The organism is Enterobacteriaceae bacterium Kacie_13 (assembly GCA_013457415.1).
In the GTDB taxonomy this organism is placed as follows: domain Bacteria; phylum Pseudomonadota; class Gammaproteobacteria; order Enterobacterales; family Enterobacteriaceae; genus Rahnella.
The window spans coordinates 1,894,483-1,919,461 of the sequence record CP045665.1; the positions used below are offsets into that span (position 1 = coordinate 1,894,483).

At 51.6% G+C, this 24,979-nt stretch carries 26 protein-coding genes and 1 other annotated feature; of the genes, 9 read left to right on the plus strand and 17 right to left on the minus strand.

Going from position 1 to position 24,979, the window contains the following annotated elements; translation table 11 throughout:
• Nucleotides 1–68 precede the first annotated feature (68 nt).
• Nucleotides 69–1,478 carry an NADP-dependent phosphogluconate dehydrogenase gene (gene gndA / locus GE278_08635; protein QLK60822.1) on the plus strand — a complete coding sequence of 470 codons (1,410 nt, stop codon included), beginning with the start codon at nucleotides 69–71 and terminating at the stop codon, nucleotides 1,476–1,478.
• A gap of 238 nt (nucleotides 1,479–1,716) precedes the next feature.
• The gene (wzzB, locus tag GE278_08640) at nucleotides 1,717–2,706 is read left to right on the plus strand and encodes an LPS O-antigen chain length determinant protein WzzB (GenBank protein QLK60823.1); all 990 of its coding nucleotides are present in this window, start codon (nucleotides 1,717–1,719) and stop codon (nucleotides 2,704–2,706) included.
• A gap of 78 nt (nucleotides 2,707–2,784) precedes the next feature.
• On the opposite strand, the gene GE278_08645 is transcribed toward wzzB, so the two are convergent.
• Genes GE278_08645 through hisG form a run of 8 tightly spaced genes read right to left on the minus strand, consistent with a single transcriptional unit; the run spans nucleotide 2,785 to nucleotide 9,934 of the window.
• Nucleotides 2,785–3,426 carry a bifunctional phosphoribosyl-AMP cyclohydrolase/phosphoribosyl-ATP diphosphatase HisIE gene (locus tag GE278_08645; GenBank protein ID QLK60824.1) on the minus strand — a complete coding sequence of 214 codons (642 nt, stop codon included), beginning with the start codon at nucleotides 3,424–3,426 and terminating at the stop codon, nucleotides 2,785–2,787.
• Nucleotides 3,423–4,196 carry an imidazole glycerol phosphate synthase subunit HisF gene (hisF, locus tag GE278_08650; protein QLK60825.1) on the minus strand — a complete coding sequence of 258 codons (774 nt, stop codon included), beginning with the start codon at nucleotides 4,194–4,196 and terminating at the stop codon, nucleotides 3,423–3,425. The genes GE278_08645 and hisF overlap by 4 nt, the downstream gene beginning before the upstream one ends.
• Nucleotides 4,178–4,915: a 1-(5-phosphoribosyl)-5-[(5-phosphoribosylamino)methylideneamino]imidazole-4-carboxamide isomerase gene (gene hisA, locus GE278_08655; GenBank protein QLK60826.1), complete on the minus strand. Its 738-nt coding sequence runs from the start codon at nucleotides 4,913–4,915 to the stop codon at nucleotides 4,178–4,180. Before hisA ends, hisF begins: the two co-directional genes overlap by 19 nt.
• Before the next feature lie 5 nt (nucleotides 4,916–4,920).
• Nucleotides 4,921–5,511, minus strand: coding sequence for an imidazole glycerol phosphate synthase subunit HisH (gene hisH / locus GE278_08660; protein ID QLK60827.1), 591 nt, complete (start codon nucleotides 5,509–5,511; stop codon nucleotides 4,921–4,923).
• Nucleotides 5,511–6,578, minus strand: a complete 1,068-nt coding sequence (hisB, locus tag GE278_08665) for a bifunctional histidinol-phosphatase/imidazoleglycerol-phosphate dehydratase HisB (protein QLK63245.1) — start codon at nucleotides 6,576–6,578, stop codon at nucleotides 5,511–5,513. Before hisB ends, hisH begins: the two co-directional genes overlap by 1 nt.
• An 11-nt stretch (nucleotides 6,579–6,589) precedes the next feature.
• The gene (gene hisC, locus GE278_08670) at nucleotides 6,590–7,717 is read right to left on the minus strand and encodes a histidinol-phosphate transaminase (protein ID QLK60828.1); all 1,128 of its coding nucleotides are present in this window, start codon (nucleotides 7,715–7,717) and stop codon (nucleotides 6,590–6,592) included.
• The gene (gene hisD / locus GE278_08675; GenBank protein QLK60829.1) at nucleotides 7,714–9,030 is read right to left on the minus strand and encodes a histidinol dehydrogenase; all 1,317 of its coding nucleotides are present in this window, start codon (nucleotides 9,028–9,030) and stop codon (nucleotides 7,714–7,716) included. Before hisD ends, hisC begins: the two co-directional genes overlap by 4 nt.
• A 4-nt stretch (nucleotides 9,031–9,034) precedes the next feature.
• Nucleotides 9,035–9,934 carry an ATP phosphoribosyltransferase gene (gene hisG / locus GE278_08680; GenBank protein ID QLK60830.1) on the minus strand — a complete coding sequence of 300 codons (900 nt, stop codon included), beginning with the start codon at nucleotides 9,932–9,934 and terminating at the stop codon, nucleotides 9,035–9,037.
• A 93-nt stretch (nucleotides 9,935–10,027) separates the two neighbouring features.
• Nucleotides 10,028–10,149: a sequence feature (His leader region), on the minus strand.
• 327 nt (nucleotides 10,150–10,476) lie between these two features.
• Between hisG and GE278_08685 the strand changes: the two genes are divergently transcribed.
• From GE278_08685 to cheW, 7 genes are all read left to right on the plus strand, one after another.
• Nucleotides 10,477–11,301 (plus strand): SDR family NAD(P)-dependent oxidoreductase, encoded by an 825-nt coding sequence (locus GE278_08685; protein ID QLK60831.1) that lies wholly within the window; start codon nucleotides 10,477–10,479, stop codon nucleotides 11,299–11,301.
• Nucleotides 11,302–12,581: 1,280 nt separating this feature from the next.
• Nucleotides 12,582–12,926 (plus strand): flagellar transcriptional regulator FlhD, encoded by a 345-nt coding sequence (flhD, locus tag GE278_08690; protein ID QLK60832.1) that lies wholly within the window; start codon nucleotides 12,582–12,584, stop codon nucleotides 12,924–12,926.
• 22 nt (nucleotides 12,927–12,948) lie between these two features.
• Complete coding sequence (gene flhC, locus GE278_08695) at nucleotides 12,949–13,557, plus strand: flagellar transcriptional regulator FlhC (protein QLK60833.1); 609 nt, start codon at nucleotides 12,949–12,951, stop codon at nucleotides 13,555–13,557.
• A gap of 179 nt (nucleotides 13,558–13,736) precedes the next feature.
• The gene (gene motA, locus GE278_08700; GenBank protein QLK60834.1) at nucleotides 13,737–14,624 is read left to right on the plus strand and encodes a flagellar motor stator protein MotA; all 888 of its coding nucleotides are present in this window, start codon (nucleotides 13,737–13,739) and stop codon (nucleotides 14,622–14,624) included.
• Nucleotides 14,621–15,826 (plus strand): flagellar motor protein MotB, encoded by a 1,206-nt coding sequence (gene motB / locus GE278_08705; GenBank protein QLK60835.1) that lies wholly within the window; start codon nucleotides 14,621–14,623, stop codon nucleotides 15,824–15,826. The genes motA and motB overlap by 4 nt, the downstream gene beginning before the upstream one ends.
• Nucleotides 15,827–15,830: 4 nt before the next feature.
• Nucleotides 15,831–17,837 (plus strand): chemotaxis protein CheA, encoded by a 2,007-nt coding sequence (gene cheA / locus GE278_08710; protein ID QLK60836.1) that lies wholly within the window; start codon nucleotides 15,831–15,833, stop codon nucleotides 17,835–17,837.
• Between the two features lie 87 nt (nucleotides 17,838–17,924).
• Nucleotides 17,925–18,422, plus strand: a complete 498-nt coding sequence (gene cheW, locus GE278_08715; GenBank protein QLK60837.1) for a chemotaxis protein CheW — start codon at nucleotides 17,925–17,927, stop codon at nucleotides 18,420–18,422.
• Between the two features lie 596 nt (nucleotides 18,423–19,018).
• Here the strand turns inward: cheW and GE278_08720 are convergent.
• From GE278_08720 to GE278_08760, 9 genes are all read right to left on the minus strand, one after another.
• Nucleotides 19,019–20,164 carry a tyrosine-type recombinase/integrase gene (locus GE278_08720; protein ID QLK60838.1) on the minus strand — a complete coding sequence of 382 codons (1,146 nt, stop codon included), beginning with the start codon at nucleotides 20,162–20,164 and terminating at the stop codon, nucleotides 19,019–19,021.
• The gene (locus GE278_08725; protein ID QLK60839.1) at nucleotides 20,145–20,402 is read right to left on the minus strand and encodes a hypothetical protein; all 258 of its coding nucleotides are present in this window, start codon (nucleotides 20,400–20,402) and stop codon (nucleotides 20,145–20,147) included. Before GE278_08725 ends, GE278_08720 begins: the two co-directional genes overlap by 20 nt.
• A 43-nt stretch (nucleotides 20,403–20,445) precedes the next feature.
• A complete protein-coding gene (locus GE278_08730; protein QLK60840.1) occupies nucleotides 20,446–20,739 on the minus strand; it encodes a hypothetical protein in 294 nt (97 codons plus the stop codon).
• 2 nt (nucleotides 20,740–20,741) lie between these two features.
• Complete coding sequence (locus tag GE278_08735) at nucleotides 20,742–21,347, minus strand: hypothetical protein (GenBank protein ID QLK60841.1); 606 nt, start codon at nucleotides 21,345–21,347, stop codon at nucleotides 20,742–20,744.
• 182 nt (nucleotides 21,348–21,529) lie between these two features.
• Nucleotides 21,530–21,769 carry a hypothetical protein gene (locus GE278_08740; protein ID QLK60842.1) on the minus strand — a complete coding sequence of 80 codons (240 nt, stop codon included), beginning with the start codon at nucleotides 21,767–21,769 and terminating at the stop codon, nucleotides 21,530–21,532.
• Nucleotides 21,766–22,335: a hypothetical protein gene (locus GE278_08745; GenBank protein QLK60843.1), complete on the minus strand. Its 570-nt coding sequence runs from the start codon at nucleotides 22,333–22,335 to the stop codon at nucleotides 21,766–21,768. Before GE278_08745 ends, GE278_08740 begins: the two co-directional genes overlap by 4 nt.
• Nucleotides 22,332–22,919, minus strand: a complete 588-nt coding sequence (locus GE278_08750) for a morphogenetic protein (GenBank protein QLK60844.1) — start codon at nucleotides 22,917–22,919, stop codon at nucleotides 22,332–22,334. The genes GE278_08745 and GE278_08750 overlap by 4 nt, the downstream gene beginning before the upstream one ends.
• A 190-nt stretch (nucleotides 22,920–23,109) precedes the next feature.
• Nucleotides 23,110–23,937, minus strand: coding sequence for a DUF2303 family protein (locus GE278_08755; protein QLK60845.1), 828 nt, complete (start codon nucleotides 23,935–23,937; stop codon nucleotides 23,110–23,112).
• A 35-nt stretch (nucleotides 23,938–23,972) separates the two neighbouring features.
• Nucleotides 23,973–24,344: a hypothetical protein gene (locus GE278_08760; protein ID QLK60846.1), complete on the minus strand. Its 372-nt coding sequence runs from the start codon at nucleotides 24,342–24,344 to the stop codon at nucleotides 23,973–23,975.
• Nucleotides 24,345–24,979: the final 635 nt, after the last annotated feature.

Below are 24,979 nucleotides of genomic sequence, written 5' to 3' on the forward strand. Positions count from 1 at the left end.
TAAACTTACTTTAAACAGGGGTTTAGACTAAAAACTGAGCGTTCAACTATTACAGACAGGAGTTGCTAATGTCCAAACAACAGATCGGCGTTGTCGGTATGGCGGTCATGGGCCGTAACCTCGCGCTTAACATTGAAAGCCGTGGTTATTCCGTTTCCATTTTTAACCGTTCTGGCGACAAGACTGATGAAGTCATCGCAGAAAACCCAGGTAAAAATTTGGTTCCGCACTACACCGTCGAAGAGTTTGTTGACTCGCTGGAAAAACCGCGTCGTATCTTGCTGATGGTGAAAGCCGGTGAAGCAACTGACAAAACCATCGCGTCCTTGACTCCGCACCTGGATAAAGGCGACATCCTCATCGATGGCGGCAATACCTATTATAAAGATACCATTCGCCGTAACCGCGAACTGTCCGAGCAGGGCTTTAACTTCATCGGTACCGGTGTATCCGGCGGTGAAGAGGGCGCACTGAAAGGTCCATCCATCATGCCTGGCGGACAGAAAGAAGCGTATGCTCTGGTTGCTCCAATCCTTGAGAAAATCGCAGCCCGTACTGATGATGGCGATGCTTGTGTTGCTTACATCGGAGCTGATGGTGCAGGTCACTACGTTAAGATGGTTCACAATGGCATCGAATACGGTGACATGCAGCTGATTGCTGAAGCCTATTCATTGCTCAAACAGTCTCTGAACCTGAACAACGAAGAGCTGGCGTCCACCTTCGCAGATTGGAACAAAGGCGAGTTGAACAGCTATCTGATCGACATCACCAAAGATATCTTCACCAAGAAAGATGAAGAAGGTAAATATCTGGTAGATGTGATTCTGGATGAAGCAGCGAACAAAGGTACCGGTAAATGGACCAGCCAGAGCTCTCTGGATCTCGGCGAGCCACTGACGCTGATCACTGAGTCTGTCTTTGCCCGTTACCTGTCTTCTTTGAAAGATCAACGTGTCGCAGCATCTAAGGTGCTTTCTGGCCCAGCTGTTAAACCTTTCGAAGGCGATAAAGCAGAATTCATCGAGAAAGTACGTCGCGCTCTTTATCTGGGCAAAATCGTTTCTTATGCTCAGGGCTTCTCACAGTTGAAAGCGTCCTCTGACGAAAACAACTGGGATCTGAACTACGGCGAAATCGCGAAGATTTTCCGTGCCGGTTGTATCATCCGCGCTCAGTTCCTGCAGAAAATTACCGATGCTTATGCGGAAAACGCATCTATCGCTAACCTACTGCTGGCTCCGTATTTCAAAAATATTGCTGATGAATACCAGCAAGCGCTGCGTGACGTGGTGTCTTATGCTGTTCAGAACGGTATTCCTACGCCAACCTTCTCCGCTGCTATCAACTACTATGACAGCTACCGTTCAGCGGTTCTGCCAGCTAACCTGATCCAGGCACAGCGTGATTACTTCGGTGCACATACTTACAAACGCACTGATAAAGAAGGCGTATTCCACACCGAATGGTTGGATTAAGTTCTTCTTTTACTGATCATTAAAACTGACGGCCCTTTACGGGGCCGTTTTTTTTCGACATAACTTTGTTTTGGAAACCTGCACTGGCAGTTACTACTTTCCAAAAATCTGTTTAATTAGTTTCATTTTTCGGGCTAATCTCATAAAAAACCCACATTGCGGATGAGTTTTTATCTCTAACTTGTTTATAATGCATACATAAATTGAATGTAAGTAAGTGGAAATTTCTAGGGCAATTATGAATCAAAACAATAATAGTATGGCTAAAAATCAGCTCAATAAATCATCTGATGAAATTGATTTAATGGATCTCGTTGTACAGTTATGGCGTGGGAAATGGCTGGTTTTATCTTTTGCCATAATCGCTATTATCATCGCAATTATTTATATCTTTGTTGCCAAAGAAAAATGGACTTCTGAGGCGATAGTGACCTATCCCGACTCAGGGCAAATCGCTAACTATAACAATGCGATGAGCGTTCTTTACAGCCAGAATCCCGCTAATGCGCCAACGGTTGTTGATGTTCAGCAGCGGTTTTTTGGACGTTTTAACTCCGCTATTTCGGCTTTGTCTGAGCAACTCGCTAATCAGGCTAATCCGGAAAAGTTGACTATTGCTCCTGCCGTAAAAGATCAGCCCGTGCCGCTTAAAATTAGTTATACCGCCGTAACTGCAGGTGAAGCACAAAAAACGCTCACTACCTACATCCAGCAGATTAATACGCGTTCTGTAACCGAACTGGATAACGACTTACAAATTAGTATTAACTCCAAAATCGAGGATCTGAAAGAGGATTTAGCAACTAAGGAAAAAGTTGCTCAGGAGAAAAAAAATAAGCGTTTGGAAATTCTCAATCAGGCTTTAGTCGTTGCACAACAATCTAATATTAAAAATACGGTTGTACAGCAGGCAGAGACGTTGTCAGAAGATACGTTATTTGTTCTGGGGAGTGATGCACTTACTTCCATTATCAAGAATGAAGCTACACGTCCATTACCTCTGGATGAGGCTTACTACAATGCTCGCCAGACACTCTTAGCGATCAGTGCATTGAAGTCTAAACCTGATTCAACGTATTCATTGCGTTATGTGATGAAACCTAATCTGCCAATCCACCGCGACAGTCCGAAGAAGGGTGTTATCTTAGTACTGGCGACCCTGATCGGCTTAATTCTGGGGTCGGCTGTGGTATTAGGCCGTAACGCCATCAAAAATTATTCCCATTGATTAATTAGTCCAGTCCGGGAAATTAAAAAGCCGCCAATGCTTTCGCAAAGGCGGCTTTTTTATATCTTTCGTTTAGCGTTACTTCTTATGACGCTGACGCAGATTCTCAATCACTGCGCTCAGGTTGAGATCCTGATCCTGCAGCAGTACCAGCAGATGATATACCAAATCTGAGGCTTCATTCTTCAGTTCAAAGCGATCGTTGACGGTAGCCGCCAGCGCAACTTCAACGCCTTCTTCTCCGACTTTCTGCGCAATACGCTTGGTGCCGCTGGCATAGAGTTTCGCTGTGTAAGAGCTATCAGGATCGGCCGTTTTGCGCGACGCGAGCAGTTCTTCGAGCTGATACAGGAAGGCCCAGTCGGTTTCGGCAGGGTGGAAACAGCTGTTGTTACCTTTATGGCAGGTTGGGCCAACAGGATGTGCAAGCACCAGTAACGTATCGTTATCGCAATCCGGGGTGATGCTGACCACGTTCAGATAGTTTTCTGACGTTTCGCCTTTGGTCCACAAGCGTTCTTTGGTGCGGGACCAGAAGGTCACTTTGCCAGAAGATTGTGTGACGTTTAGCGCTTCCTGGTTCATATATCCGAGCATCAGAACTTCGCCGGATACAGCATGCTGGATAATCGCTGGCATCAGGTTATCGACTTTCACCCAGTCGAGCTGGCTGATTTGTTCACCGGTCAGAAGACTGGTTTTTGATTCTTGAGTACTCACAAGCGGATCTCCACGCCATTTTCGGCCAGGTAGCTTTTCAGCTCGCCGATATTAATAATTTGTTTGTGGAACACCGAGGCTGCCAGTGCGCCATCGACGCGTGCTTCTGTGAATGCTTCCAGGAAGTGCGGCATAGTGCCTGCACCGCCGGAGGCGATCAGGGGGACGTGACACACTTCGCGGATCATCTTCAGTTGATCAAGATCGTAGCCGTTACGCACGCCGTCCTGATTCATCATGTTCAGCACAATCTCACCGGCGCCGCGTTCCTGCACTTCCTTCACCCAGTCGATGGTCTGCCAGGTGGTGATTTTGGTGCGCGCTTCGTCGCCGGTGAACTGATGTACCTGATAGGTACCGGTCGCAGCGTCGTGCCAGGTATCAATACCCACGACGATGCACTGTACACCATATCTGTCGGCAAGACGGCTGATCAGCGTCGGATCGGCCAACGCAGGGGAGTTGATAGAAATCTTATCAGCGCCGAACTGCAAAATGCGCCCCGCGTCTTCCAGCGTTTTAATGCCACCTGCCACACAAAAAGGAATGTCGATGACTTCCGCCACGCGTGACACCCAGCTTTTATCCACTACGCGCCCATCGCTGGAGGCGGTGATATCGTAGAACACCAGTTCGTCTGCGCCTTCCTGCGCGTAACGCTGAGCTAATGGCACGATGTCGCCGATGATTTCGTGATTGCGGAACTGCACGCCTTTCACTACCTGACCGTCTTTCACATCAAGGCAGGGGATTATCCGTTTTGCCAGCATGAGATTGCCTCCGTCACATTAAATTTGCCGTCAAGTAAGGCTCGCCCGACGATTACGCCTTCGACGCCGCTGTCTCGCAGTTGCGCGATGTCGTCCAGAGAACCGATACCGCCGGAAGCCTGAAATGCCACTTGCGGATAGCGCGCAGTCACTTCGCGATAAAGCTCAACGTTAGAACCGGTAAGTGTACCGTCGCGGGAAATATCCGTGCACAGCACGTGTTTAAGGCCAAACGGCAAGTATTGTTCGACGATCTGTTCGAGCGTGGCATTGGAGTTTTCCTGCCAGCCGCTGATGGCGACATTTTTCGTGCCGTTCGCGTCAATACGCACGTCCAGCGCCAGTACCAGTGCATCCGCGCCGAACCGGTTAAACCAGCCTTGTACGGTTGCCGGATCTTTGACCGCCGTTGAACCCACCACCACGCGAGTCGCGCCAGCGTTTAATAAGGCTTCGACGTCCTGCTCATTGCGGATGCCGCCACCAACCTGAACCGGCACGGAAACTCCGGCTAATAACTTTTTCAGCAAAGGGATCTGGCGTGCTGCCGGATCTTTCGCACCGGTCAAATCCACCAGATGTAAAACCTGCGCGCCCTGCTGCTGGTAATCCTGCAAACGCGGCAGCGGATCGTTACCATAGTCACGCTGCTGACCGTAATCGCCCTGATGCAAACGCACCACGCTGCCCTCGATCAAATCCAAAGCGGGAATAATCATGCTGTTTACATCTCCAGAAAGTTTTTCAGCAACTGCGCGCCCGCGGCACCGGAGCGTTCGGGATGAAACTGCACGCCGAAGAAGTTGTCTTTTTGTACGGCGGCGCTGAACGGCTCGCCGTAAAGGGTTTGGGCAACGGTGTTTTTGCATACCGGCATGGCAAATCCGTGGACGAAATAGAAGTAAGCATTTTCATCAATGCCGCGGAATAAATGGCTGTCGGCGTTGGCGATAACCTGATTCCAGCCCATATGCGGTAATGGCAGACCATGATCCTGCATCCTAATCACCGGCGTCTCGATGATGCCCAGCGTATCAATACCGCCGTTCTCTTCACTCGATGATGCCAGCAGTTGCATACCCAGACAGATGCCGAGTACTGGCTGAGTACAGGCTTTAATCAGCTCTATCAGTTCGCGTTGCTCCAGCTGTTCCATCGCTGCCTGTGCGGTGCCTACGCCCGGTAAAAAAAGCTTATCGGCCTGCAACACGATTTCCGCTTCACGGCTCACCGTCGGCTCGTAGCCCAGACGCTGAACCGCATACTTCACGGAAGAGAGGTTGGCGCAGCCGGTATCAAGGATAACGACATTCATCACAGCACTCCTTTAGAGCTCGGCAGGGTGTTGCCATCAACGCGGATCGCCTGGCGCAACGTGCGGCCAAACGCCTTAAACAGACTTTCTACACGGTGGTGATCGTTCTTACCTTTGGTGCGCAGGTGCAGGGTACAGGCCATTGCGTAAGACAGAGAACGGAAGAAGTGTTCGACCATCTCGGTGCTCAGATCCCCGACGCGCTGGTAGTTAAACTCGGCTTTGTATTCCAGATGCGGACGCCCGGAGATATCCAGCGCGCAGCGTGCCAGACACTCATCCATCGGCAGAACAAAGCCGAAGCGGCCGATGCCGCGTTTGTCACCCAGCGCTTTGTTCAGCGCCTCGCCCAGCGCCAGCGCGGTATCTTCGACGGTGTGGTGATCGTCAATATACAAGTCGCCCTTCACTTCGATGTTCATTCTAAAGCCGCCGTGAGTGGCGATCTGATCCAGCATATGGTCGAAGAAACCTACGCCGGTGCGGATTTTGCTCTCGCCTTCGCGATCGAGCCAGACATCCACATCGATCGCCGTTTCGCGGGTGACGCGATTCACTTTAGCGTGACGGTCGCGTTTGGTGAGCTGATCGGCAATCGCCGCCCAGTTCAGGGTATCGCGCTGGTAACGCAGACCGGTGATGCCCATATTGGCGGCCAGCTGGATATCGGTATCACGATCGCCGATGACATAACTGTTGGCGGTATCGAGCAGGCCGCTTTCCAGATAACCCTGCACCAGTTTGGTTTTCGGCTTACGACAGTCGCAATGATCGGCGGGCAGATGTGGACAGATCAGCACTTCGTCAAACACGATGCCTTGAGAGGTCAGGATCTGCATCATCAGGTTGTGCGGCGGATCGAAGGTTTCCTGCGGGAAACTGTCGGTGCCAAGACCGTCCTGATTGGTAATCATCACCAGTTTAAAACCCGCATTTTGCAGCGACAGCAGGGCAGGGATCACGCCCGGCTCCAGTGCCAGTTTATCCAGACGATCGACCTGAAAATCTTCCGGCGGTTCTGAAATCAGGGTACCGTCGCGGTCGATGAAAAGCGTTTTCTGCAATATAGGACTCTGGCTCACATGTGCTCCTTGCGGGGGCTATTCTGTTGAATAAGGGGGGCGTTGGCGCCGGGTAACGGTTGCAGAGCGTCAATGACCCGCTGAAGTTCCTGCCGGGTACCGATGGTAATACGTAAACAGCCGGAAAGCCCCGGTTGCTTGTTCTGATCACGAAGGATAATGCCCTGATCCCAGAGATTTTTAAATACGGCGCTTGAGGCGGTAAAACGTGCGAGCACATAGTTGGTTTCGCTTTGGAAAACCTGTTCCACGCAGTCGCATTTGTTCAATTCAGCCATCAGCCAGGTGCGGTTTTCACTCACTTCAACCACACGCTGACGCATAATCGCCAGATTTTCCGGGGCCAGCGCCTGTGCCGCGATGTCCGCGACCGGCGTGGATAACGGATAAGGTGCGATCACTTTCATTAATAAGGCAATCAGTTCGCTATTGGCGATAGTGAATCCGCAACGCAGGCCAGCCAGCGCGAACGCTTTTGACAACGTGCGCAGCACCGCCAGATGCGGATATTCCTGCAACCAGCCGGTGACCGTCGCCTGCGGGCAGAATTCAATATAGGCTTCATCGATGGCCACGATGGCGCGGCCACGGGTCATCTCTAACACAGCGCGAAGCTCTGCCGGATCGATGAGATTCCCGGTCGGATTGTTCGGGCTGCACACATACACCAGCTTCACGCCGTCCAGCGCGGCTTCGATGGCCGGGAGATCCAGCGACCAGTCGGCTTTTGCGGCGACGGTGCGGGCTTCAACACCCATGGTCTCCGCGCTGACGCTGTACATACCGTAGGTTGGAGGGCAATAAAGGATAGCGTCTTTGTCTGGCTCGCAGAAAGCACGGATCAACAGTTCGATGCCTTCGTCTGCGCCACGGCTGACCAGCACTTGCTCAGGATCAACACCGGCGTAGGCAGCGTAACGATTAATGACCCGCGCGGGCTGACATTCGGGATAGCGGTTGAACGTCTGCGCGGTAAGTTCAAACTGTGGCGCAATAGCGTATTCGTTGGCGTTCAGCCATACATCGCCGTTACCCCCCAGACGACGAGCAGACTGATAAGGTGTCAGCTCGCGTACGTTCTGGCGCGCCAGAGCCTGAATGCTCAGTGTGTTTTCATCGCTCATAATCCCTGCTCCTTCAGCGCGGTCACGCGCAGTGTCACGGCATTTTTGTGAGCAGTCAGCTGCTCTGCTTGCGCCAGCGTTTCGATGGTCGTTGCGAGGCCCAGTAAACCTTCTGGCGTTAACTGCTGAACGGTCATACGTTTCTGAAAATCCGCCAGACCGAGGCTGGAACACGTGGCGGTGTAACCATAAGTCGGTAAAACGTGGTTGGTGCCGGAGGCGTAATCGCCCGCAGATTCTGGTGACCAGTCGCCAAGGAACACTGAACCGGCGCTGGTGATGCTGTCCACCAGTTGTTCCGGCTCGCGGGTTTGCAGGATCAGGTGCTCAGGGCCGTAGGCATTGCTGATTTCAATACACTGAGCGATATCTTTTGCCACGATAAGACGGCTGCTGGCCAGCGCCTGACGGGCAATTTCGCTGCGGGACAGTGTTTGCAGCTGGCGCTCAACCGCTTCGCCGACGGCCTGCGCCATCTTTATGTCCGGCGTCAGTAAAATGACCTGCGAATCCGGACCATGTTCTGCCTGAGACAGCAAATCAGAGGCCACGAAGTCCGGTGTCGCGCCGCTGTCAGCGATCACCAGTACTTCGGACGGACCGGCAGGCATGTCGATCGCCGCACCGTCCAGACTCTGGCTCACCTGACGTTTTGCTTCAGTCACATAGGCATTACCCGGCCCGAAGATTTTCGCCACACGCGGAACACTTTCAGTGCCGAACGCCAGCGCGGCAATCGCCTGCGCGCCGCCCAGCTGATAGACCTCTTCCACGCCGCACAGCTGCGCGGCATACAGAATTTCATCAGCAATCGGCGGCGGTGAACACAGCACGACCTTTTGGCACCCGGCGATACGCGCCGGGGTCGCTAACATTAATACGGTTGATACCAGCGGCGCAGAACCGCCCGGAATATACAAACCGACCGACTGGATAGGGCGGGTCAGCTGCTGGCAACGAACGCCTGGCTGAGTCTCGATATCCACCACCGCCAGCTTTTGGGCCTGGTGGAACGTATTAATGTTGCGAACGGCGTGTGCCATCGCCTGCTTCACGTCATCACCTAAACGCGCTGATGCTGCCTCGATTTGTGCCGCGGTCACGCGCAGGTCTTGCACTTCAGTCTTATCAAAGCGGGCGCAAAACTCGCGCAACGCACTGTCGCCTTCGCTGCGCACGCGGCGCAGGATTTCGCTGACAGATTCGGTAATACGGTCGGATGCCGAAATCGCCGGACGGGTCAGCAGGTCGCGACGCTGTTGTTCGTCGCATTGCTGCCAGTCAATCGGGGTAGTGAACGCGTTTGGCTGCATGGCATTACTCCATCATTTTTTCGATTGGCAGAACCAAAATGGAGCTGGCACCCAGCGCTTTCAGTTTCTCCATGGTTTCCCAGAACAGCGTTTCGCTGCTGACCATGTGCATCGCCACGCGCTGCTGATCGCCAGCCAGCGGCAAAATGGTCGGACGTTCAGCGCCCGGCAGCAGGGCAACGATCTCGTCCAGACGCTCACTTGGCGCGTGCAACATAATGTATTTGGATTCGCGCGCCTGAATCACGCCCTGAATACGGGTCATCATTTTGTCGATCAATTGCTGTTTGGCTTCCGGCATCTCGCCATCGCGTTGGATAAGGCAGGCTTTTGAGCGGTAAATTACTTCAACTTCGCGCAGACCGTTAGCTTCCAGCGTTGCGCCAGTGGAGACCAGGTCGCAAATCGCATCAGAAAGACCGGCGCGTGGCGCGACTTCAACGGAACCGTTTAGCAAACAGGATTTGAAATCGACGCCCTGTTTGTCGAGATATTGCTTGAGCAGGTGAGGATAAGACGTGGCGATACGGGAATTTTGCAAACTTTGCGGGCCGGTGTATTCAGCATCGAGCGGGGTGGCTAATGACAGACGGCAACCGCCGAAATCCAGACGACGCAGAGTGAAGTAACGCGGGTCTTCACCCTGGGCGCGCCGGGCCAGCAACTCTTCTTCCAGCACGTTCTCACCGATGATACCCAGATCGACCACGCCATCCATGACCAGCCCCGGAATATCATCATCACGGACACGCAAAATGTCGATCGGCATGTTTTCTGCGAAGGCGATCAGGCGTTGTTCCTGCAGATTGATTTTAATCCCGCAGCGCGCCAGCAGTTCGCGTGACTCGTCGCTCAGGCGACCTGATTTTTGCATTGCTATCCGTAAACGTGTTTTATCCAGCATGATGACCTCAATTTCTTTATTTTCAGTTTTAATATCGTAAATGTTGTGTGCAGAGTTTTTGTACAAATGCTTTTACTTCAATTCGTTGGGACAAAAAAAAAGCCCCCGGAAGCAATCTTCCGGGGGCTTTCTCTGCGTTCTGCTCCACTGGAAGATCTAGACAGTCTTCCAGCACCAATCGCCTGCAAGACTAGTCAGGGTGATGGTGATGATGGTGGTTAATCAGAACGTTTGTCATTTTCGTATCTCGTTAAGTTCATTTAGTGCCGCGATGTTTTCACTAAAAACATTCGCCACACAAATCAAATTCGGTTGCCAACAAAACTAAACTATCGGGCGGCTTGTGCGCAACCTTTTTTTCCGATGATGAGTTTTTCTTATCGGCAATGCCTCTTTCATCGATAAAATGAATGATCTGTTAACAGTCCCGAAGAAAAGCTTACGCATCTATAAGGACGGAAGGGCTAGTATAAAGAGTAGAGATTAAGAGATCGGCAGATGGCGCCCGGCGACCATCGGTCACAGAGCAAAGGGAGTGAGATATGAAGAAGGTTTCGATTATAGGGTTAGGCTGGCTGGGAATGCCTCTGGCGATGGCGCTGGCGGCAAGAGGCTACGACGTGGTGGGCAGTAAAACCACCCCCGATGGCGTGGACGCCGCAAGAATGGTGGGCATCGACTGCTATCCGTTAGTGTTTACCCCTCATATGGAATGCGAAGCAGAAGATCTGGATAAGCTGCTGAACGTCGATGCTCTGATTATTACTTTACCGGCGCGCAGAACTGTCGAAGGCAGCGAACTCTATCTTCAGGCGGTACAGCTGCTGACCGACAGTGCGCTGGCGCATAACGTTCCGCGCATCATCTTTACCAGCTCGACGTCGGTCTATGGTGAAAGAGAAGGCACAGTGCGTGAAGGGTCAACGCTCGAGCCTGTCACCTCAAGTGGCAAAGTACTTAAAGAGCTGGAAAACTGGTTACACAGCCTGCCGCACACCTCGGTGGATGTCTTGCGTTTGGCCGGGCTGGTGGGGGGCGATCGCCATCCGGGACGTTTCATGGCCGGTAAGACGGACGTGAAGGGCGGACAAAATGGCGTAAACCTGGTGCATCAGGATGATGTGATCGCGGCGATAACGTTATTGTTGAGTCTGCCAAAAGGCGGCCACACCTATAACCTCTGCGCACCGCATCATCCGACCAAATCCGAATTCTATCCGGCGCTGGCGCGTCAGATGGGCCTTGAGGCGCCGACGTTTGCTGAAGAAGCTTCAGCATCGAAAGGCAAAACGGTGGACGGCGAGCGCATCTGCAAAGAGCTGGGTTTCGAATATCAATACCCTGATCCGCGGACGATGCCTTTCTAAGCGATGCGGCTACCATTACTCTGCGAGTAATAATATTAAGTTATGACCTGCCGGAATTAGCGGCAGGTTCATTCAACCAGAATTACTCATTGGCTAATGAACTGACAGCTTTTGAATGAAAGTCTTCCTCCTCCATAATCACTTCATCAGAGTTAACATCACTTTCTTTATTAAAAAACCGCCTCAATAACCCTTTATTTTGCTGGTTGATTAACTCACTGCGCTGATGGGGTAGTCAGAGATGTTCTTTCTGCGTTTTTTACTCATAAAAAGACGATAAGTCTGCTGTGTGGGTAATAAAAATCCTAATTGCCCTCTTTTTATTTGTGATTGCCCGGTATAAACCACTTTTTTAAGTCTAATCACTAAAGTTATTGTGAAGTTTGCCGATACCTGTTGGCGGCATATTGCCCGCGTAACATCACATCTGCTTATCAATCTGGTCTGCTCACCGGATGACCATCTGTACCCCTAACATATTTTCTTACACTCATTGTCTTTTTACTTTTTAAATCGTGTAGTTCTTCACGTTTTCAAAACCTTTCGTATCATTTTTAACCAAAATTCCTTAACGCAAATCGCCCACATCCCTGATACTGACTGGGTTACGCACATTTATCACAATGATCGCGCTATCAGAAATTACCAGTACATTTCACTGTGCAATCTATTTTTAAATTAGGATTGTTCTTATCATTTGGCTTTAAGTGGTCTTTGTACAAAATGATCTCAAAACCCCTCAAAAAAGCAGTCTGGAGGCGGGTTTTTAGATGCTTTTTTACTTTTGCGTTAAAACTGCGCAAATTTTTACGATAAAGTGCGCTTTTTAGGATAAAATAAATTTCAATAATGTGATGCCCGTCACACTTTATTCAAAATTCGTGAACAGTTAGATTGTATGTATAAAGGAAAGAGGGGTAGAGTTGCGTCGTAGTAAGATTATTCCTAATAATGTATGTAAAAGCGTTTCACTGAACGAGACGCCATCACAGCAACGGACCCTGCCAGTACACCAAAACTGATATGTTTGAAGATTACTTAGCATTGCAATTGTCACACTTAATTTAGTTTACATCAGGAACAACCTTGTATTGGCGGTGAAGTAAATACCGCGGGATAAATCCATTTTTACGTCGTGAGATTTATTAATCAGCCAATGATCTAATTGTTTTGATAGTGAAAAAATACTCCCTGACAAGCGGGTAAAACTCTTGCTGCATGGAATATGTCTATCAATCAGCCACATTAAAAAAGTGGCATCGGTAATGGGGTAGAACAGCATGTCCGAATTGCTTAAGCACATATATGATATCAACCTGTCATATTTACTTTTGGCACAGCGTTTGATCAACGACGAAAAAGCCTCCGCGATGTTCCGGTTAGGGATAGATGACGTGATGGCAGATGCTTTAGGTCAACTCACGTTGCCACAGATGGTGAAATTGGCTGAAACGAATCAGCTACTTTGCCAGTTCCGCTTTGATGACAGCAAGACCATTGAACGCCTGACTCAGGAATCCCGCGTTGACGATTTGCAACAAATCCATACCGGTATCCTGTTGTCGAGCCACCTGCTTAAAGGTCTGGCGGCGAGAGACAGCGGCGCCATGAAGAAAAGGGCGTAGTCATGTCTATTAAGGGCGCAACATGCTAATCAAAGACACGCCAGTAAAACCGGCGGAAAAAAGCATTGTTCAGGAAGCACGTGATATTCAGCTCGCCATGGAGTTGATTTCACTGGGCGCGAGATTGCAGATGCTGGAAAGCGAAACGCAGTTAAGCCGTGGCCGCCTGATAAAACTTTATAAAGAATTACGTGGCAGCCCGCCACCCAAGGGCATGTTGCCGTTTTCAACGGACTGGTTCATGACCTGGGAACAAAATATTCACTCATCGATGTTTTACAACGCTTACTCTTTCCTGATGAAGAGCGGGCATTGTAATGGCGTCGAAGCGGTGATCAGCGCATATCGCTTATATCTCGAACAGTGTCCTGAGCAGCCAGGTGAAGCGCCGATTTTAGCGCTGACCCGCGCCTGGACGCTGGTACGATTTGTCGACAGCGGCATGTTGCAGCTTTCCGCCTGCAACTGCTGTGACGGTTCATTTATTACCCATGCACACCAGCCCCGTCACGGGTTTGTTTGCAGTCTTTGCCAGCCCCCATCCCGCGCAGTAAAAAAACGTAAACTTTCCCCGCAGGTTGCCGATATAACATCTCAAGAGCTGGACGAAAAGGTCAAGCGCGCAGTCTGAGATGTCAGGGTCGCAGTAAGAATGCCCGGGCGGTGGTAACACCGCTCCCTATTTTCCCCCTCATCTCTTTGCCTTTGTCTGGCACCGTTTATGCAATTGTTTTGTGTTGCATCGATTTCGGCAGGCTCACGGCGTGCGCTTTCCCTCGCCCTAAAACCACATCGAATTAAGGATTCATCGTGCTAGTGATATTAGGTTACATCGTGGTGCTGGGCTCAGTGTTTGGCGGTTTCATGCTCGTCGGCGGGGAACTGGGCGCGTTATATCAACCAGCAGAATTACTGATCATCGGCGGTGCCGGGATCGGTGCCTTCTTCGTCGGTAACAACGGTAAAGCGATTAAATCCACCATGCGCGCGATGCCTCAGTTGTTCCGCGCGTCCAAATACAACAAAGCGTTGTACATGGATTTAATGGCCTTGCTCTACCGCCTGTTAGCTAAGTCGCGCCAACAGGGGATGCTGTCGCTGGAAAATGACATCGACAATCCTGCTGAAAGCGACATTTTCGCTAATTATCCGCGCATCCTTGCCGATAAACATTTAGTGGAATATCTGACTGACTACTTACGTCTGATGGTCAGCGGCAATATGAATGCGTTTGAGATTGAAGCGCTGATGGATGAAGAGATCGAAGCCCACGAACATGAAAGTGAAGTGCCAGCCAACAGCCTGGCGCTGGTGGGCGATTCACTCCCGGCGTTCGGTATCGTCGCGGCGGTGATGGGGATCGTCCACACCCTGGCCGCAGCAGATCGTCCGGCGGCAGAGCTCGGTGCACTGATCGCACATGCGATGGTCGGGACCTTCCTTGGCATCCTGCTGGCGTACGGTTTCGTGTCTCCGCTCGCCAGTCTGTTGCGCCAGAAGAGTGCTGAAAATACCAAAATGATGCAGTGCATCAAAGTGACTTTGTTGTCGAGCCTCAACGGATATGCACCACAAATCGCCGTCGAGTTTGGCCGTAAGACGCTCTACACCACAGAACGCCCTTCGTTTATCGAACTGGAGGAACACGTTCGTCAGGTTAAATCACCACAGAAACAAGCTGAAGAAGAAAACGTATGAAGCATCAAAGCCATCCCATCGTTGTAGTACGCAAGAAAAAGAGTAAGCACGGCGGCGGGCATCACGGCGGTTCGTGGAAGATTGCTTACGCTGACTTTATGACAGCGATGATGGCCTTCTTCCTGGTGATGTGGCTGATTTCGATCTCCAGCCCTAAAGAATTGGTGCAGATTGCCGAATACTTCCGTACGCCACTGGCGGTGGCTATTACCGGCGGCCCGCGCAGCAGCGATGCGACCAGCCCGATCCCGGGCGGCGGGGAAGACCCGACCGTGCAGGATGGTGAAGTGCATAAGATGATCCAGTCGCAGGGCGATGCCCGCGAAATTCGTGAAACCGGCGATCTGAAGAAGTTGCAGGAAAAACTGGAAGAGATGCTGGCCTCGGATCCGCGCTTAAAAGGACTGCGCCCGCATCTGATGATTAACCTGACCGAACAGGGGTTACGCATTCAGATCATCGACAGTAAGAACCGCCCGATGTTCCAGCTGGGCAGCGCCATCGTTGAGCCGTACATGCGCGATATTTTGCGCGCGATTGGCCCTGTTCTGGACGACTTCCCCAACAAAATTAGCCTGGCCGGGCATACCGATGATATGCCCTATGCGCAGGGCGAACGCGGCTACAGCAACTGGGAATTATCGACGGACCGCGCCAATGCCTCACGTCGTGAAATGATCATCGGCGGGCTGAGTGAAGGAAAAGTATTGCGGGTGATGGGCATGGGTTCGACCATGCAGCTCAAAAATCATCCGGCAGGCGACGCGATAAATCGTCGTATCAGTATTTTGGTCCTCAACAAACATGCTGAGGAAGCTATTGAACGGGAAAACAGCGAGGGCGAAGCGATCACTATCAGTGACGCGGGCGAGCTGCAAAGACAAGTCCCAGGCCGCAGTACCGCGCCTGCGCTGGCTCCGAAAGTTCAGGCAACACAAAGTGAGGTTCCGCAAGCTCAGTCTGCGCCGTCCGTGGCACCGACGATGAGTCCGGCACCTGCCGCTGCTGCCCCCGAACCTTCAGCGCCAACAGTTTCATCAGAATCAGCACCAGCGGTAACCACAGTAACCACAACCAGGATTGAGACGCAGGCGCCAGCCGCACCATCGGCAGACGCTCAACCTGCGACGGCAGCTCCGGCTGTCGCGGCAGGCACGGCACCTGCGACCACATCAACAAGCCGCGATTCACAGCAGAGGTGATCACGTGAGCATGGATATAACTGATTTTTATCAGACGTTTTTTGATGAAGCCGACGAGCTGCTGGCGGACATGGAGCAACATCTGTTGTTGCTTGATCCCGATGCGCCCGATGTTGAGCAGCTCAACGCGATTTTCCGCGCGGCGCACTCAATTAAAGGTGGAGCAGCGACCTTTGGTTTTACGGTTCTGCAGGAAACCACCCATTTACTGGAAAACCTGCTCGACGGTGCGCGACGCGCAGAAATGAGCCTGAGCACCGACATTATCAACCTGTTTTTGGAAACGAAAGATATTATGCAGGAGCAACTGGACGCCTATAAATCTTCGCGGGATCCCGATGCAGACAGTTTCGAATACATCTGTGCCGCCCTGAGACAACTGGCGCTCGACGCGCAGCAAGCGCGTGAACCGGTTGCCGATCTTCACGTTGTTACCGATGAACCTGCACAAACGGCAACTGCCCCGGCGGCACCTGTCGCAGGCAAAGGCGGGATGCGCGTGCGCCTGTCCGGCCTTAAGCCGCAGGAAGTCCCGGTGATGCTCGAAGAACTGGGCAATCTGGGTGAAATCGTCGATCCGGTGCAAACCGAAGACAGCGTGGAAGCTACGCTGATTACTACGGTTACCGAGGACGATATTATCGCGGTACTGTGTTTCGTGCTCGAACCGGAACAAATCAGCTTCACGCAGGCGACGGCTCCGGCTGCCGCTGAGCCCGTTGTTGCCCCGCCTGTTGCACCAGCAGCACCGCGTCCGGCACCGGTCTTGACCGCGGTGCCTGACAGCGAACCGCCGAAACCCCGTGCGCCTAAAGCGCCGGAATCAACCAGCATCCGTGTTGCGGTTGAAAAGGTCGATCAGTTGATCAATCTGGTCGGCGAGCTGGTAATCACTCAGTCGATGCTGGCACAGCGCTCCGATCTGCTGGACCCGGTGGCGCACAGCGATCTGCTCAACAGTATGGGGCAGCTGGAGCGTAACGCCCGCGACCTGCAAGAATCGGTGATGTCGATTCGTATGATGCCGATGGAATACGTTTTCAGCCGCTTCCCGCGTCTGGTGCGTGATCTGGCAAGCAAGCTGAATAAGCAAATCGAGCTCACCCTGCTCGGCAGTTCCACCGAACTGGATAAAAGTCTTATCGAACGCATTATCGATCCGCTGACACACCTGGTGCGTAACAGCCTCGACCACGGCGTTGAGACCCCGGACGTGCGTATTGCCAACGGCAAACCGCCGACCGGTAACCTGACGCTGTCAGCGGAACATCAGGGCGGCAATATCTGCATCGAAGTGGTTGATGACGGAGCTGGCCTGAACCGCGAACGTATTATCGCGAAAGCGCTGTCGCAGGGCATGAACGTCAGTGAAAGCATGAGCGACGAAGATGTTGGCATGTTGATTTTTGCACCGGGTTTCTCGACGGCGGAGAAAGTCACCGACGTGTCAGGCCGTGGTGTGGGCATGGACGTGGTGAAGCGAAACATTCAGGAAATGGGCGGTCACGTCGAAATCCATTCTCAGCAGGGCAAAGGCACCACGATCCGCATTCTGTTGCCGCTGACGCTGGCTATCCTCGATGGCATGTCAGTCAAAGTCGGTAAAGAAGTCTTCATTCTGCCACTGAATGCGGTGATGGAATCGTTGCAACCGCTGGCAGAAGATTTACACCCGCTGGCCGGTGGGGAGCGCGTTCTGCAAGTGCGTGGCGAATATCTGCCGCTGGTCGAGCTGTACAACGTGTTTGACGTTGAAGCCGCGAAGACCGAAGCCACGCAGGGCATCGTGGTTATCCTGCAAAGTGCAGGGCGCCGCTACGCTTTACTTGTCGATCAGCTGATTGGTCAGCATCAGGTGGTGGTGAAGAATCTGGAAAGCAACTATCGCAAAGTGCCGGGTATTTCCGCCGCCACCATTTTGGGCGACGGCAGCGTGGCGCTGATTGTGGACGTGTCGGCATTGCAGGCGCTGAACCGCGACAAACGTGCGACGGGCGCATCTGCCGCGTGATGTGATTAACACAAAACTTCCGGTGGCTGGCCCGTCAGGTGACGGCCATCGGACGTAAAAACTCAGGCTGATTTAAGGGTGAATAACATGGCAGGACTTGCAACTGTGGCAAAAATTGCGGGCGAAACGGTAGGACAGGAATTCCTGATCTTTACCCTGGGCGATGAAGAATACGGAATCGATATCCTTAAAGTGCAGGAAATCCGTGGTTACGATCAGGTAACCCGCATTGCGAATACGCCGGCATTCATTAAAGGCGTCACCAACCTGCGCGGCGTGATCGTACCAATTCTCGATTTGCGTGTGAAGTTCGCGCAGGAAAACGTGATTTACAATGAAAACACCGTCGTTATAGTCCTCAACTTCGAAAACCGCGTGGTCGGGATTGTGGTTGACGGCGTTTCAGACGTGTTGTCGTTGACGCAAGATCAGATCCGCCCTGCGCCGGAGTTTGCGGTGACCATGTCGACCGAGTACCTGACCGGGTTGGGTTCACTTGGGGACAGGATGTTGATTTTGGTGGATATTGAGAAGTTACTGAGCAGTGAAGAAATGGCGTTGATTGATTCTGTGAGTAAGATCTAAGTCAGGTTTAGCTCTAAGGCTAAGGCCAGGGCCAGGGCCAGGGTCAAGATCAAGGTCGTGGGCGTCGGCCCACACCGACCAGAGACCCGCTATCGCGCGGGCCTCTGGACTCCACGCTCTTTTCACTGCACGCTGTCGCAGGCACGACGGCCATGTTCTGCAACCGCAGTGCGTGGCGCAAAATCTTGCCGCTGCGCGGTTCCTTCTCTCGGTCCTGAAGCCTCTGGTCTTCAGGCCGCTCCGTTCAGCAAGATTTTTTAATCGCGCCATCTCCCCCTTTTTTAAAAAAGTCATTTGTGTCTTTAATGTACAAAGGGGGAGGCTGGGTGGGGGTATTACAGACGACTCCTCTGTCAAAACCCTTTTTATATCGTGAAATCTAACCACCTGATTTTAAAGGGAGTAATTGACTGGCAAAAAAAGAGGGTTTTTTATCCCAAACAGGGATAATCTTTTACCGTTCAGCGTTATACCCTCAATTTCGAACAGTTCACTGCCGTACAGGCAGCACACGAATGCAATAACTCGCTGTTTTTATTTAAATAAATTTCATCTCCAAAAACCCTCCAAAACTCTTCCCCAAAACCGACTGATAATTAAACGGCGATGACGATCCACTTTTCTTTGCGCTCGTCATGATAGAGCTCAGTCATTTTCGCTGAACTATGTCCAAGCAATTCCTGAGTGTTGATCCCCTGAGCTTTATACAAGCGTTCAGAAAGAGAGCGTTGTTCGTGAAATGTCGGCGATGTTTTACCCTTTTCAATTTTAATTTTCGCGCAATCCCGGGCTTCGGCAAATCGCTGTGTTAATGATCCTTCAGCCACAGGTGAACCCAGCGCAGAACCGCCGATGACTGTTGTGTTATGGACAAGATGTTTACTCAACACGCGGTCGCGACATTTGTTAATCACATCACGAACACTCATGTTGATGGCGTCACATCGCAACGAGAGGGGGATCGCTATCCGGATTTTTCCTTTACCTTTTCCCTGGACCACATGAAGCATGTCATCCCAGATATCAGCGAATTTCATTTTTACTATGTCGCCACGCCGCTGGCCGGTAACAACAGCGAGCAGCATTGCATTGCAGATGTACGGTGACCTACGTTCTGCTTCGTGATAGATCGCCCACCAGTTCTCGAGCGTGAGTCGCTGTCTGGAGACTTCATCCAGCGGTTTACGGGTGGCCAGTGCCGGATTGAATCCAGGAGGAACCTCTCCGGCAAACTGTGCTTCCTTAAACATATCAATCCAAGCGGCTCGCATGACCTGCGCCATTCTTGTTTTATTTGCATCGACATATTCGTTTATCAATGCAGCCATCTCACGTGCGCCGAACTCATTGAGCAATGTGTTTTGAGAACGGGCTGAGAGAAGTTCAGCACATGCTTTGCGCCCTCTGGCAGTAGATGATGCCAGCTCTTTTCGCTGCACACGTCGGTCAAGGATGGCTTTGTATTCTTTCACCCATTGCTTTAAGCGCATGTTCTGAGCATTGGGTTCGGCTTTTTGTTTCGCAATATCTATCAGGGCAAAAGATTGAGAAGTTAATTGCTCAGCAGTAATGCGATTCATTTCAAGTGCCGCTGCATGCGCGGCATCTGAATCCGTACCAAAGCCAATAAACTCCCCCGTAATTGGGTGACGATATTGCCAGTACGTTTTGTTGTTTCGCTTATCCAGTTTGCAATACAAGTTCGGTGTTGAAATGTTGTATTTACGGGGTCTTGCTGCCATTAAGTGCTTTCTCCACTAAAGTGCGGGCGCTGGCCGGAAGATGGTTCGATATTTCGACCCGTTCAACCATACCAACAAACCTGGCTTCCTCATCAACAACCCATCGGCGACCTTGCTTCACGGCTGGGGGATATGTTTGCCGCGTTTTCGCAATACGGTGAAGGGTGGCTTTACAGGGAGGTTCTTTGAAGCCATTTGGTCCTGCTGCCCATTCCGCTAAAGAAACTAATTGGCCCATACTATTACTCCACACGTTTAGTTATAGCCGGCTGCACACTGGCTTACAGATTTGAAAGCTTATCGATTGCCTTGTCGAACGTGTCCACAGCAACATCCAGATCAGCGGCGCAGACCTTTGCTTTAATGGCGCGGACTTCCTCTGGTGATTTTGCGGCGCGGATCTGGGCCATTAAATCCAAAATAAATGATGGAGCAGAGTCAGGCGTAACGGCTGGCGCTTCACCCGGTCGCAAAACCAAAAGTTCGCTTGCCATTGCTTCAGCTTCTCCCCAGCGCAGAGAAGGGGAGCGATGCGCGATAATTTCCTTCAGACGTTCGTTGGTTAAATTATTCATTTTTAATCTTCCTTTTTGACGATGCAGTTGCAGTGATGAGCAAAACAATTAGCGAATGCGTCGCGCTGGCTATCATCGATATCAAAATTATCTTCTAACCAGTCACAGAGCTTTTCTTTGCTGATGATCGGCTTTTGCTGGTGGGTTTCCCCGCACTCAACTTTAAAACCAGCAACATGAATTGCATGTTCAACATCGAAACGGGAAAGCCAGTCGCCGTGTTTATTCGGGATCATGACGTTTCGCTCACCTTCGTGGAATGGATGTCCGTTGCGGGTGGAGTAACCGGCTGGAAGCACCACGGGATTCACCAGCTGGGCTTTCATCGCTGCGATTTCTTCCTGGGCTTTAACCAGTGCGTTGTAGGCGGGGACCCTATCAACAGGTAAGTCAGTTCGCTGGCGCAGTAATGCGCATCGGCTAACCATGTTGCCGTGGGCAGATTTCAGATCATCACGCTTTTTCTCAGCCGCCGACAAAAGGTCGCTGGATGCAATCAACGTCTCTTCTGTAAAGCGCAATCGGATTTCTAAATTGGCTATATTCTTACCAAGTTCCTCTCGCTGCTGGCGCTCTGCTTCGAGCTTGTCGAGGGCCCGCTCTGCCAAAACTTGCCATGCTGACCAATAAAGTTGATCAGCGCAGTGAGCGCAGATTTGAGAGCCGTCTTCTGATGTAACTGTGCCTGTGTGCTGCTTCCCGCATTGGTCGCAATCCCGCCATACCGCATTTGACCAATCATACCGGTCACGAACAGGACGAGTCAGTGCTGCAATATCAGTTTTGTCAGTCATGATTTCACGTCCATATCGGTGGTAATGCACCGGATATTTGGAACGCCAACAATCGCAATGTGGCGGTCACCATTAAATGCCTTAGATATCCGCATGCGCGCAGCCTCGCGCGCCTGACGATAAACCTGGTCTATCTGACAATCAGGCCCCCAACTTCCGACATTACTAATTTCGATAGTGAGGGTTACCACGGCACTGGTTGTAGTTCTGACTTTTGGTTTATTTATTTCAGTCATACAGCCTCCTTCAATACCAGGCGGCCATTCATCAGCGCTTCTTTGATGGCATTGAACTCCCAGCAGTAGATATTCGCGTCCACATAAATCCGCAGCCCTTTGGGATAGTCGTGCTTTTTGCGCTTAATGAAAGCCTCTGCACCTTCGCGAGTGAAATGGCTGTTAACGTATTCCCATTCTTCGCTGTAACCGGTAAGCGTGTGGTCTTCCAGCTCGCCCAGCACATACCACTGGTCGTCTTCGTCCGCGTGCAGGAACTTTGTTTCGCACCAAGCCTGCGCCGCCTTATTCAGTACTGCTTTTTGCGCGCGGTCGCAGTCTTCCCAATACTCTTTTGGGGAGAACCACTGGTGGTCATCGAGGCAAATAACTTTTTCTGGCGCGTAATCCAGGTCGATGCCGGTGATCAGACGTTTTCTCTCAACAATGAAAATTGCATCAGCAGTGCAATGGTCGCTAACCCCTTCACCCGCACAGTGATATTTCAGGCGCTGGACGAAATCAGCGAAAGTTTCAGGCGTCAATTTATCGCCGCTGGCGATGCTTTGTTTAATTGCCTCTGTCATGACTGTTCCCCTGCTGGCGCTACACGTTCGAATTCGATCACCCAGACCCACGGATTAGCGGCCCAGCTTTTAATGCCGTAGATGGATTCCCACAAAGTAGGGAAATGGTCAGCTGGGGATACAGCCAGATCCGGAACGCCACCACCACGGCCATAACAGCAACCTTCGGATTTAGCGTCTTCCTGACTGATATCATTCAGGCGCTCAACGCGAACGCCGGTGATCAGCAGGTTGATGCGTGATGCCCAGCGCGGCATGTGAATGGATGGGCGCCATTTTATTTTTTCCAGCCAACCTTCCTCCAAATCCTCAGCCTTATGTGTTGCTTTGTACGCCATAGTGGTTTTTGTGCATAACCCTGTAGAGAATGCCTCACGCACCCAGAGCTGATCGCCTGGCTGACCAAGTGGGCAGTTTCTGTAATCACCGGCTGCAACCTCTCCGGCTAATTCATTACCAGCCAGCTCACAACCCATGTTCACATCACGAAGCGGGAGTTTGATAACCCGGCGTGTCTGCGTCTTGCGACCGCTGAGAATGGCATTAACCATCTCAGCGTTGAATAAAATAGGGCGCTCTTTCATATCTGCATTCCCAAATAAGTGATTGCCATAACCACGCCGAGAGCCATAAAAAAGGCGATATCAGTTTTCATGAAATAACCCCTATGCTGATTTCGGCGTGAACGAATCCCTTGCCAGTGATGGCAATTTAATTTCAGTAATAACGATTCACTAAATGCCCCAGTGGGTCGGAGTATTTAAGGCCGCGCTATCAGGCTTTGAATTCACCGATGAAGGTTTCAACTTCTACGTCGGTGAAGTTGGTTTCGAGCAACTCGCGGAACTCGGTCGCCATATGCTCTTCTTCGGTTTCCAGCTGGACAATGCGCAGAACCAGCACCGGAACATTGCCGCCGGTCAAGACGCTGTAGCGAAGGCGGAAGCGGCGATCACCCAGACCTTCATACGGCACGCACTTAAATTCAAAAGCCGCTGGCATGGCTTCTTTGCTTTTCGCTTCCACGCTTTCCATTACTGAACGTTTGGCACCGAAATCACTGTCTTCATGATCCGCCGAGCTGGATGCTTCGATGGTGATCTTACGAACGCCGCCGATCGCTTTCTTGATGTCCAGCACTTCGCCGTCAGCGGTGAAAGCAATCAGGAATTCAGACCAGTCTTCCAGCCACTCGGCCAGATCTTTCTGTGAGTTTTTGGCACCGTTGATATTCAGCAAAGCTTGGAATGGGGCAGTGCGTTTCAGATTCAGTACAGCGGTGTTATCGGCGTGCCCTGGCATATCCAGTGTGCCGAGGTTGAATACTGTCACCGCTGCCATGTTGTCGGCGTTGATGAAACTGCGCACGCCTGCACCTGCATACTGCTTACAGTAGCGGCAGAAGTCTTGAATGCTGGCGGTTCCCATTTTCCCGCGGAAGCGAAAGCGGCCATCCTGCAGGCTTTCGAGAGAATGAATGCGCACTGACTCTGGCAGAGCTACAGCGGGGCAATCAGCGGAGGAAAGACGCTCTTCCAGCAGCGTCGAAAAAGACATGTCGCGGACTTCTTTGATTGCTGATGCGTCTAAAACTTGAGACATAACTATTTCCTTTTTCAGAAGGTTTAATGCGATGGTTATCGCGCGTCGCGGAGTTTGCCGTCAGCAGTACCCGCCATTGTGAACAGCTGGCCTTGGTCTTCCTGCATGATGGACAACTTGCCGCCTTTGCCGACGTACATCGGGGTTTCGGTGGTGTCTTCTTCCGAAGTTTTCCCGCGCGGCGTTGGTGCTGAGAACTTCAGTTTGTGAGCCAGCATTACGCGTTTTTCTTCCATCGAATTACTGATGCGGGAAACATCAATCTCGATGGTCACTTTGCCTTTACCGCCGTTGTTGAGAACGCCCAAAGCAGCGGCATTCAGCGCAGCGGCGATTTTGTTTTCGAAAATACCGGCGTCCAGTTCGGAGAGAAACTCCGGGACGTTGGTCATACGACTTTCAGCCATTTTCATGCCCTCGTTATCGCGGCGCACACCGCAGGAAATTACTCACACACATAGAAAAGGGCCACCGGTTGCGCACTGGGTGTGCTGGTGGGGCCAGCGAACCCTTGTCTATGTCTGCGAAAAAATTGGCGGTGGTCATGATCAGAACATTATCTTCGCTCCCCCTTGGGTAGGTTGAAGAGTCATGCCACCGCCGAAAGACAACTACACACAGCAATTACCACTTTTCCAGAGTGATTAGGCGTGTGGCGGCTGGAGTCGAACCAGCAATCGGGTAGGGAACCCGACCATCACCAGGATGCTAAGAGCCACAACGGAAAGGGCGCTCAAGAACACTCGTTCGAGTTGAATGCTCCCATGAGAGTGAACACCCTTGCCTGTTGCGTGCTGGTCTTTCCTAGCTGTCACTGCCATGAGAGTGCAGGCAGGTCACTGACCAGATAACGCGCTGGATCAACTCGCGGTTGCGGTGGCCGGTACTGAACTATCTCCGGCATAAGGCACTTGTTCGGTGGCATCCAGCTTGCTTATTCGCTTGAGCCATCCTCAGGAGTCAGCCACGTCCCCTTGCGCATCAGCCTGCGCATTCACCACAACGTTAAGAGCACTGATTCTGTGGTTCAGAAGGTTGATTG

What these genes read in the sequence shown, in the direction of transcription:
- gndA (QLK60822.1), top strand. Translation starts at nt 69, where the DNA reads ATGTCCAAACAACAGATCGGCGTTGTCGGTATGGCGGTCATGGGCCGT.
- wzzB (QLK60823.1), top strand. Translation starts at nt 1,717, where the DNA reads ATGAATCAAAACAATAATAGTATGGCTAAAAATCAGCTCAATAAATCA.
- hisF (QLK60825.1), bottom strand. Translation starts at nt 4,196, where the DNA reads ATGCTGGCAAAACGGATAATCCCCTGCCTTGATGTGAAAGACGGTCAG.
- hisA (QLK60826.1), bottom strand. Translation starts at nt 4,915, where the DNA reads ATGATTATTCCCGCTTTGGATTTGATCGAGGGCAGCGTGGTGCGTTTG.
- hisH (QLK60827.1), bottom strand. Translation starts at nt 5,511, where the DNA reads ATGAATGTCGTTATCCTTGATACCGGCTGCGCCAACCTCTCTTCCGTG.
- hisC (QLK60828.1), bottom strand. Translation starts at nt 7,717, where the DNA reads ATGAGCGATGAAAACACACTGAGCATTCAGGCTCTGGCGCGCCAGAAC.
- hisD (QLK60829.1), bottom strand. Translation starts at nt 9,030, where the DNA reads ATGCAGCCAAACGCGTTCACTACCCCGATTGACTGGCAGCAATGCGAC.
- hisG (QLK60830.1), bottom strand. Translation starts at nt 9,934, where the DNA reads ATGCTGGATAAAACACGTTTACGGATAGCAATGCAAAAATCAGGTCGC.
- GE278_08685 (QLK60831.1), top strand. Translation starts at nt 10,477, where the DNA reads ATGAAGAAGGTTTCGATTATAGGGTTAGGCTGGCTGGGAATGCCTCTG.
- flhD (QLK60832.1), top strand. Translation starts at nt 12,582, where the DNA reads ATGTCCGAATTGCTTAAGCACATATATGATATCAACCTGTCATATTTA.
- flhC (QLK60833.1), top strand. Translation starts at nt 12,949, where the DNA reads ATGCTAATCAAAGACACGCCAGTAAAACCGGCGGAAAAAAGCATTGTT.
- motB (QLK60835.1), top strand. Translation starts at nt 14,621, where the DNA reads ATGAAGCATCAAAGCCATCCCATCGTTGTAGTACGCAAGAAAAAGAGT.
- cheW (QLK60837.1), top strand. Translation starts at nt 17,925, where the DNA reads ATGGCAGGACTTGCAACTGTGGCAAAAATTGCGGGCGAAACGGTAGGA.
- GE278_08720 (QLK60838.1), bottom strand. Translation starts at nt 20,164, where the DNA reads ATGGCAGCAAGACCCCGTAAATACAACATTTCAACACCGAACTTGTAT.
- GE278_08725 (QLK60839.1), bottom strand. Translation starts at nt 20,402, where the DNA reads ATGGGCCAATTAGTTTCTTTAGCGGAATGGGCAGCAGGACCAAATGGC.
- GE278_08730 (QLK60840.1), bottom strand. Translation starts at nt 20,739, where the DNA reads ATGAATAATTTAACCAACGAACGTCTGAAGGAAATTATCGCGCATCGC.
- GE278_08740 (QLK60842.1), bottom strand. Translation starts at nt 21,769, where the DNA reads ATGACTGAAATAAATAAACCAAAAGTCAGAACTACAACCAGTGCCGTG.
- GE278_08745 (QLK60843.1), bottom strand. Translation starts at nt 22,335, where the DNA reads ATGACAGAGGCAATTAAACAAAGCATCGCCAGCGGCGATAAATTGACG.
- GE278_08750 (QLK60844.1), bottom strand. Translation starts at nt 22,919, where the DNA reads ATGAAAGAGCGCCCTATTTTATTCAACGCTGAGATGGTTAATGCCATT.
- GE278_08755 (QLK60845.1), bottom strand. Translation starts at nt 23,937, where the DNA reads ATGTCTCAAGTTTTAGACGCATCAGCAATCAAAGAAGTCCGCGACATG.
- GE278_08760 (QLK60846.1), bottom strand. Translation starts at nt 24,344, where the DNA reads ATGGCTGAAAGTCGTATGACCAACGTCCCGGAGTTTCTCTCCGAACTG.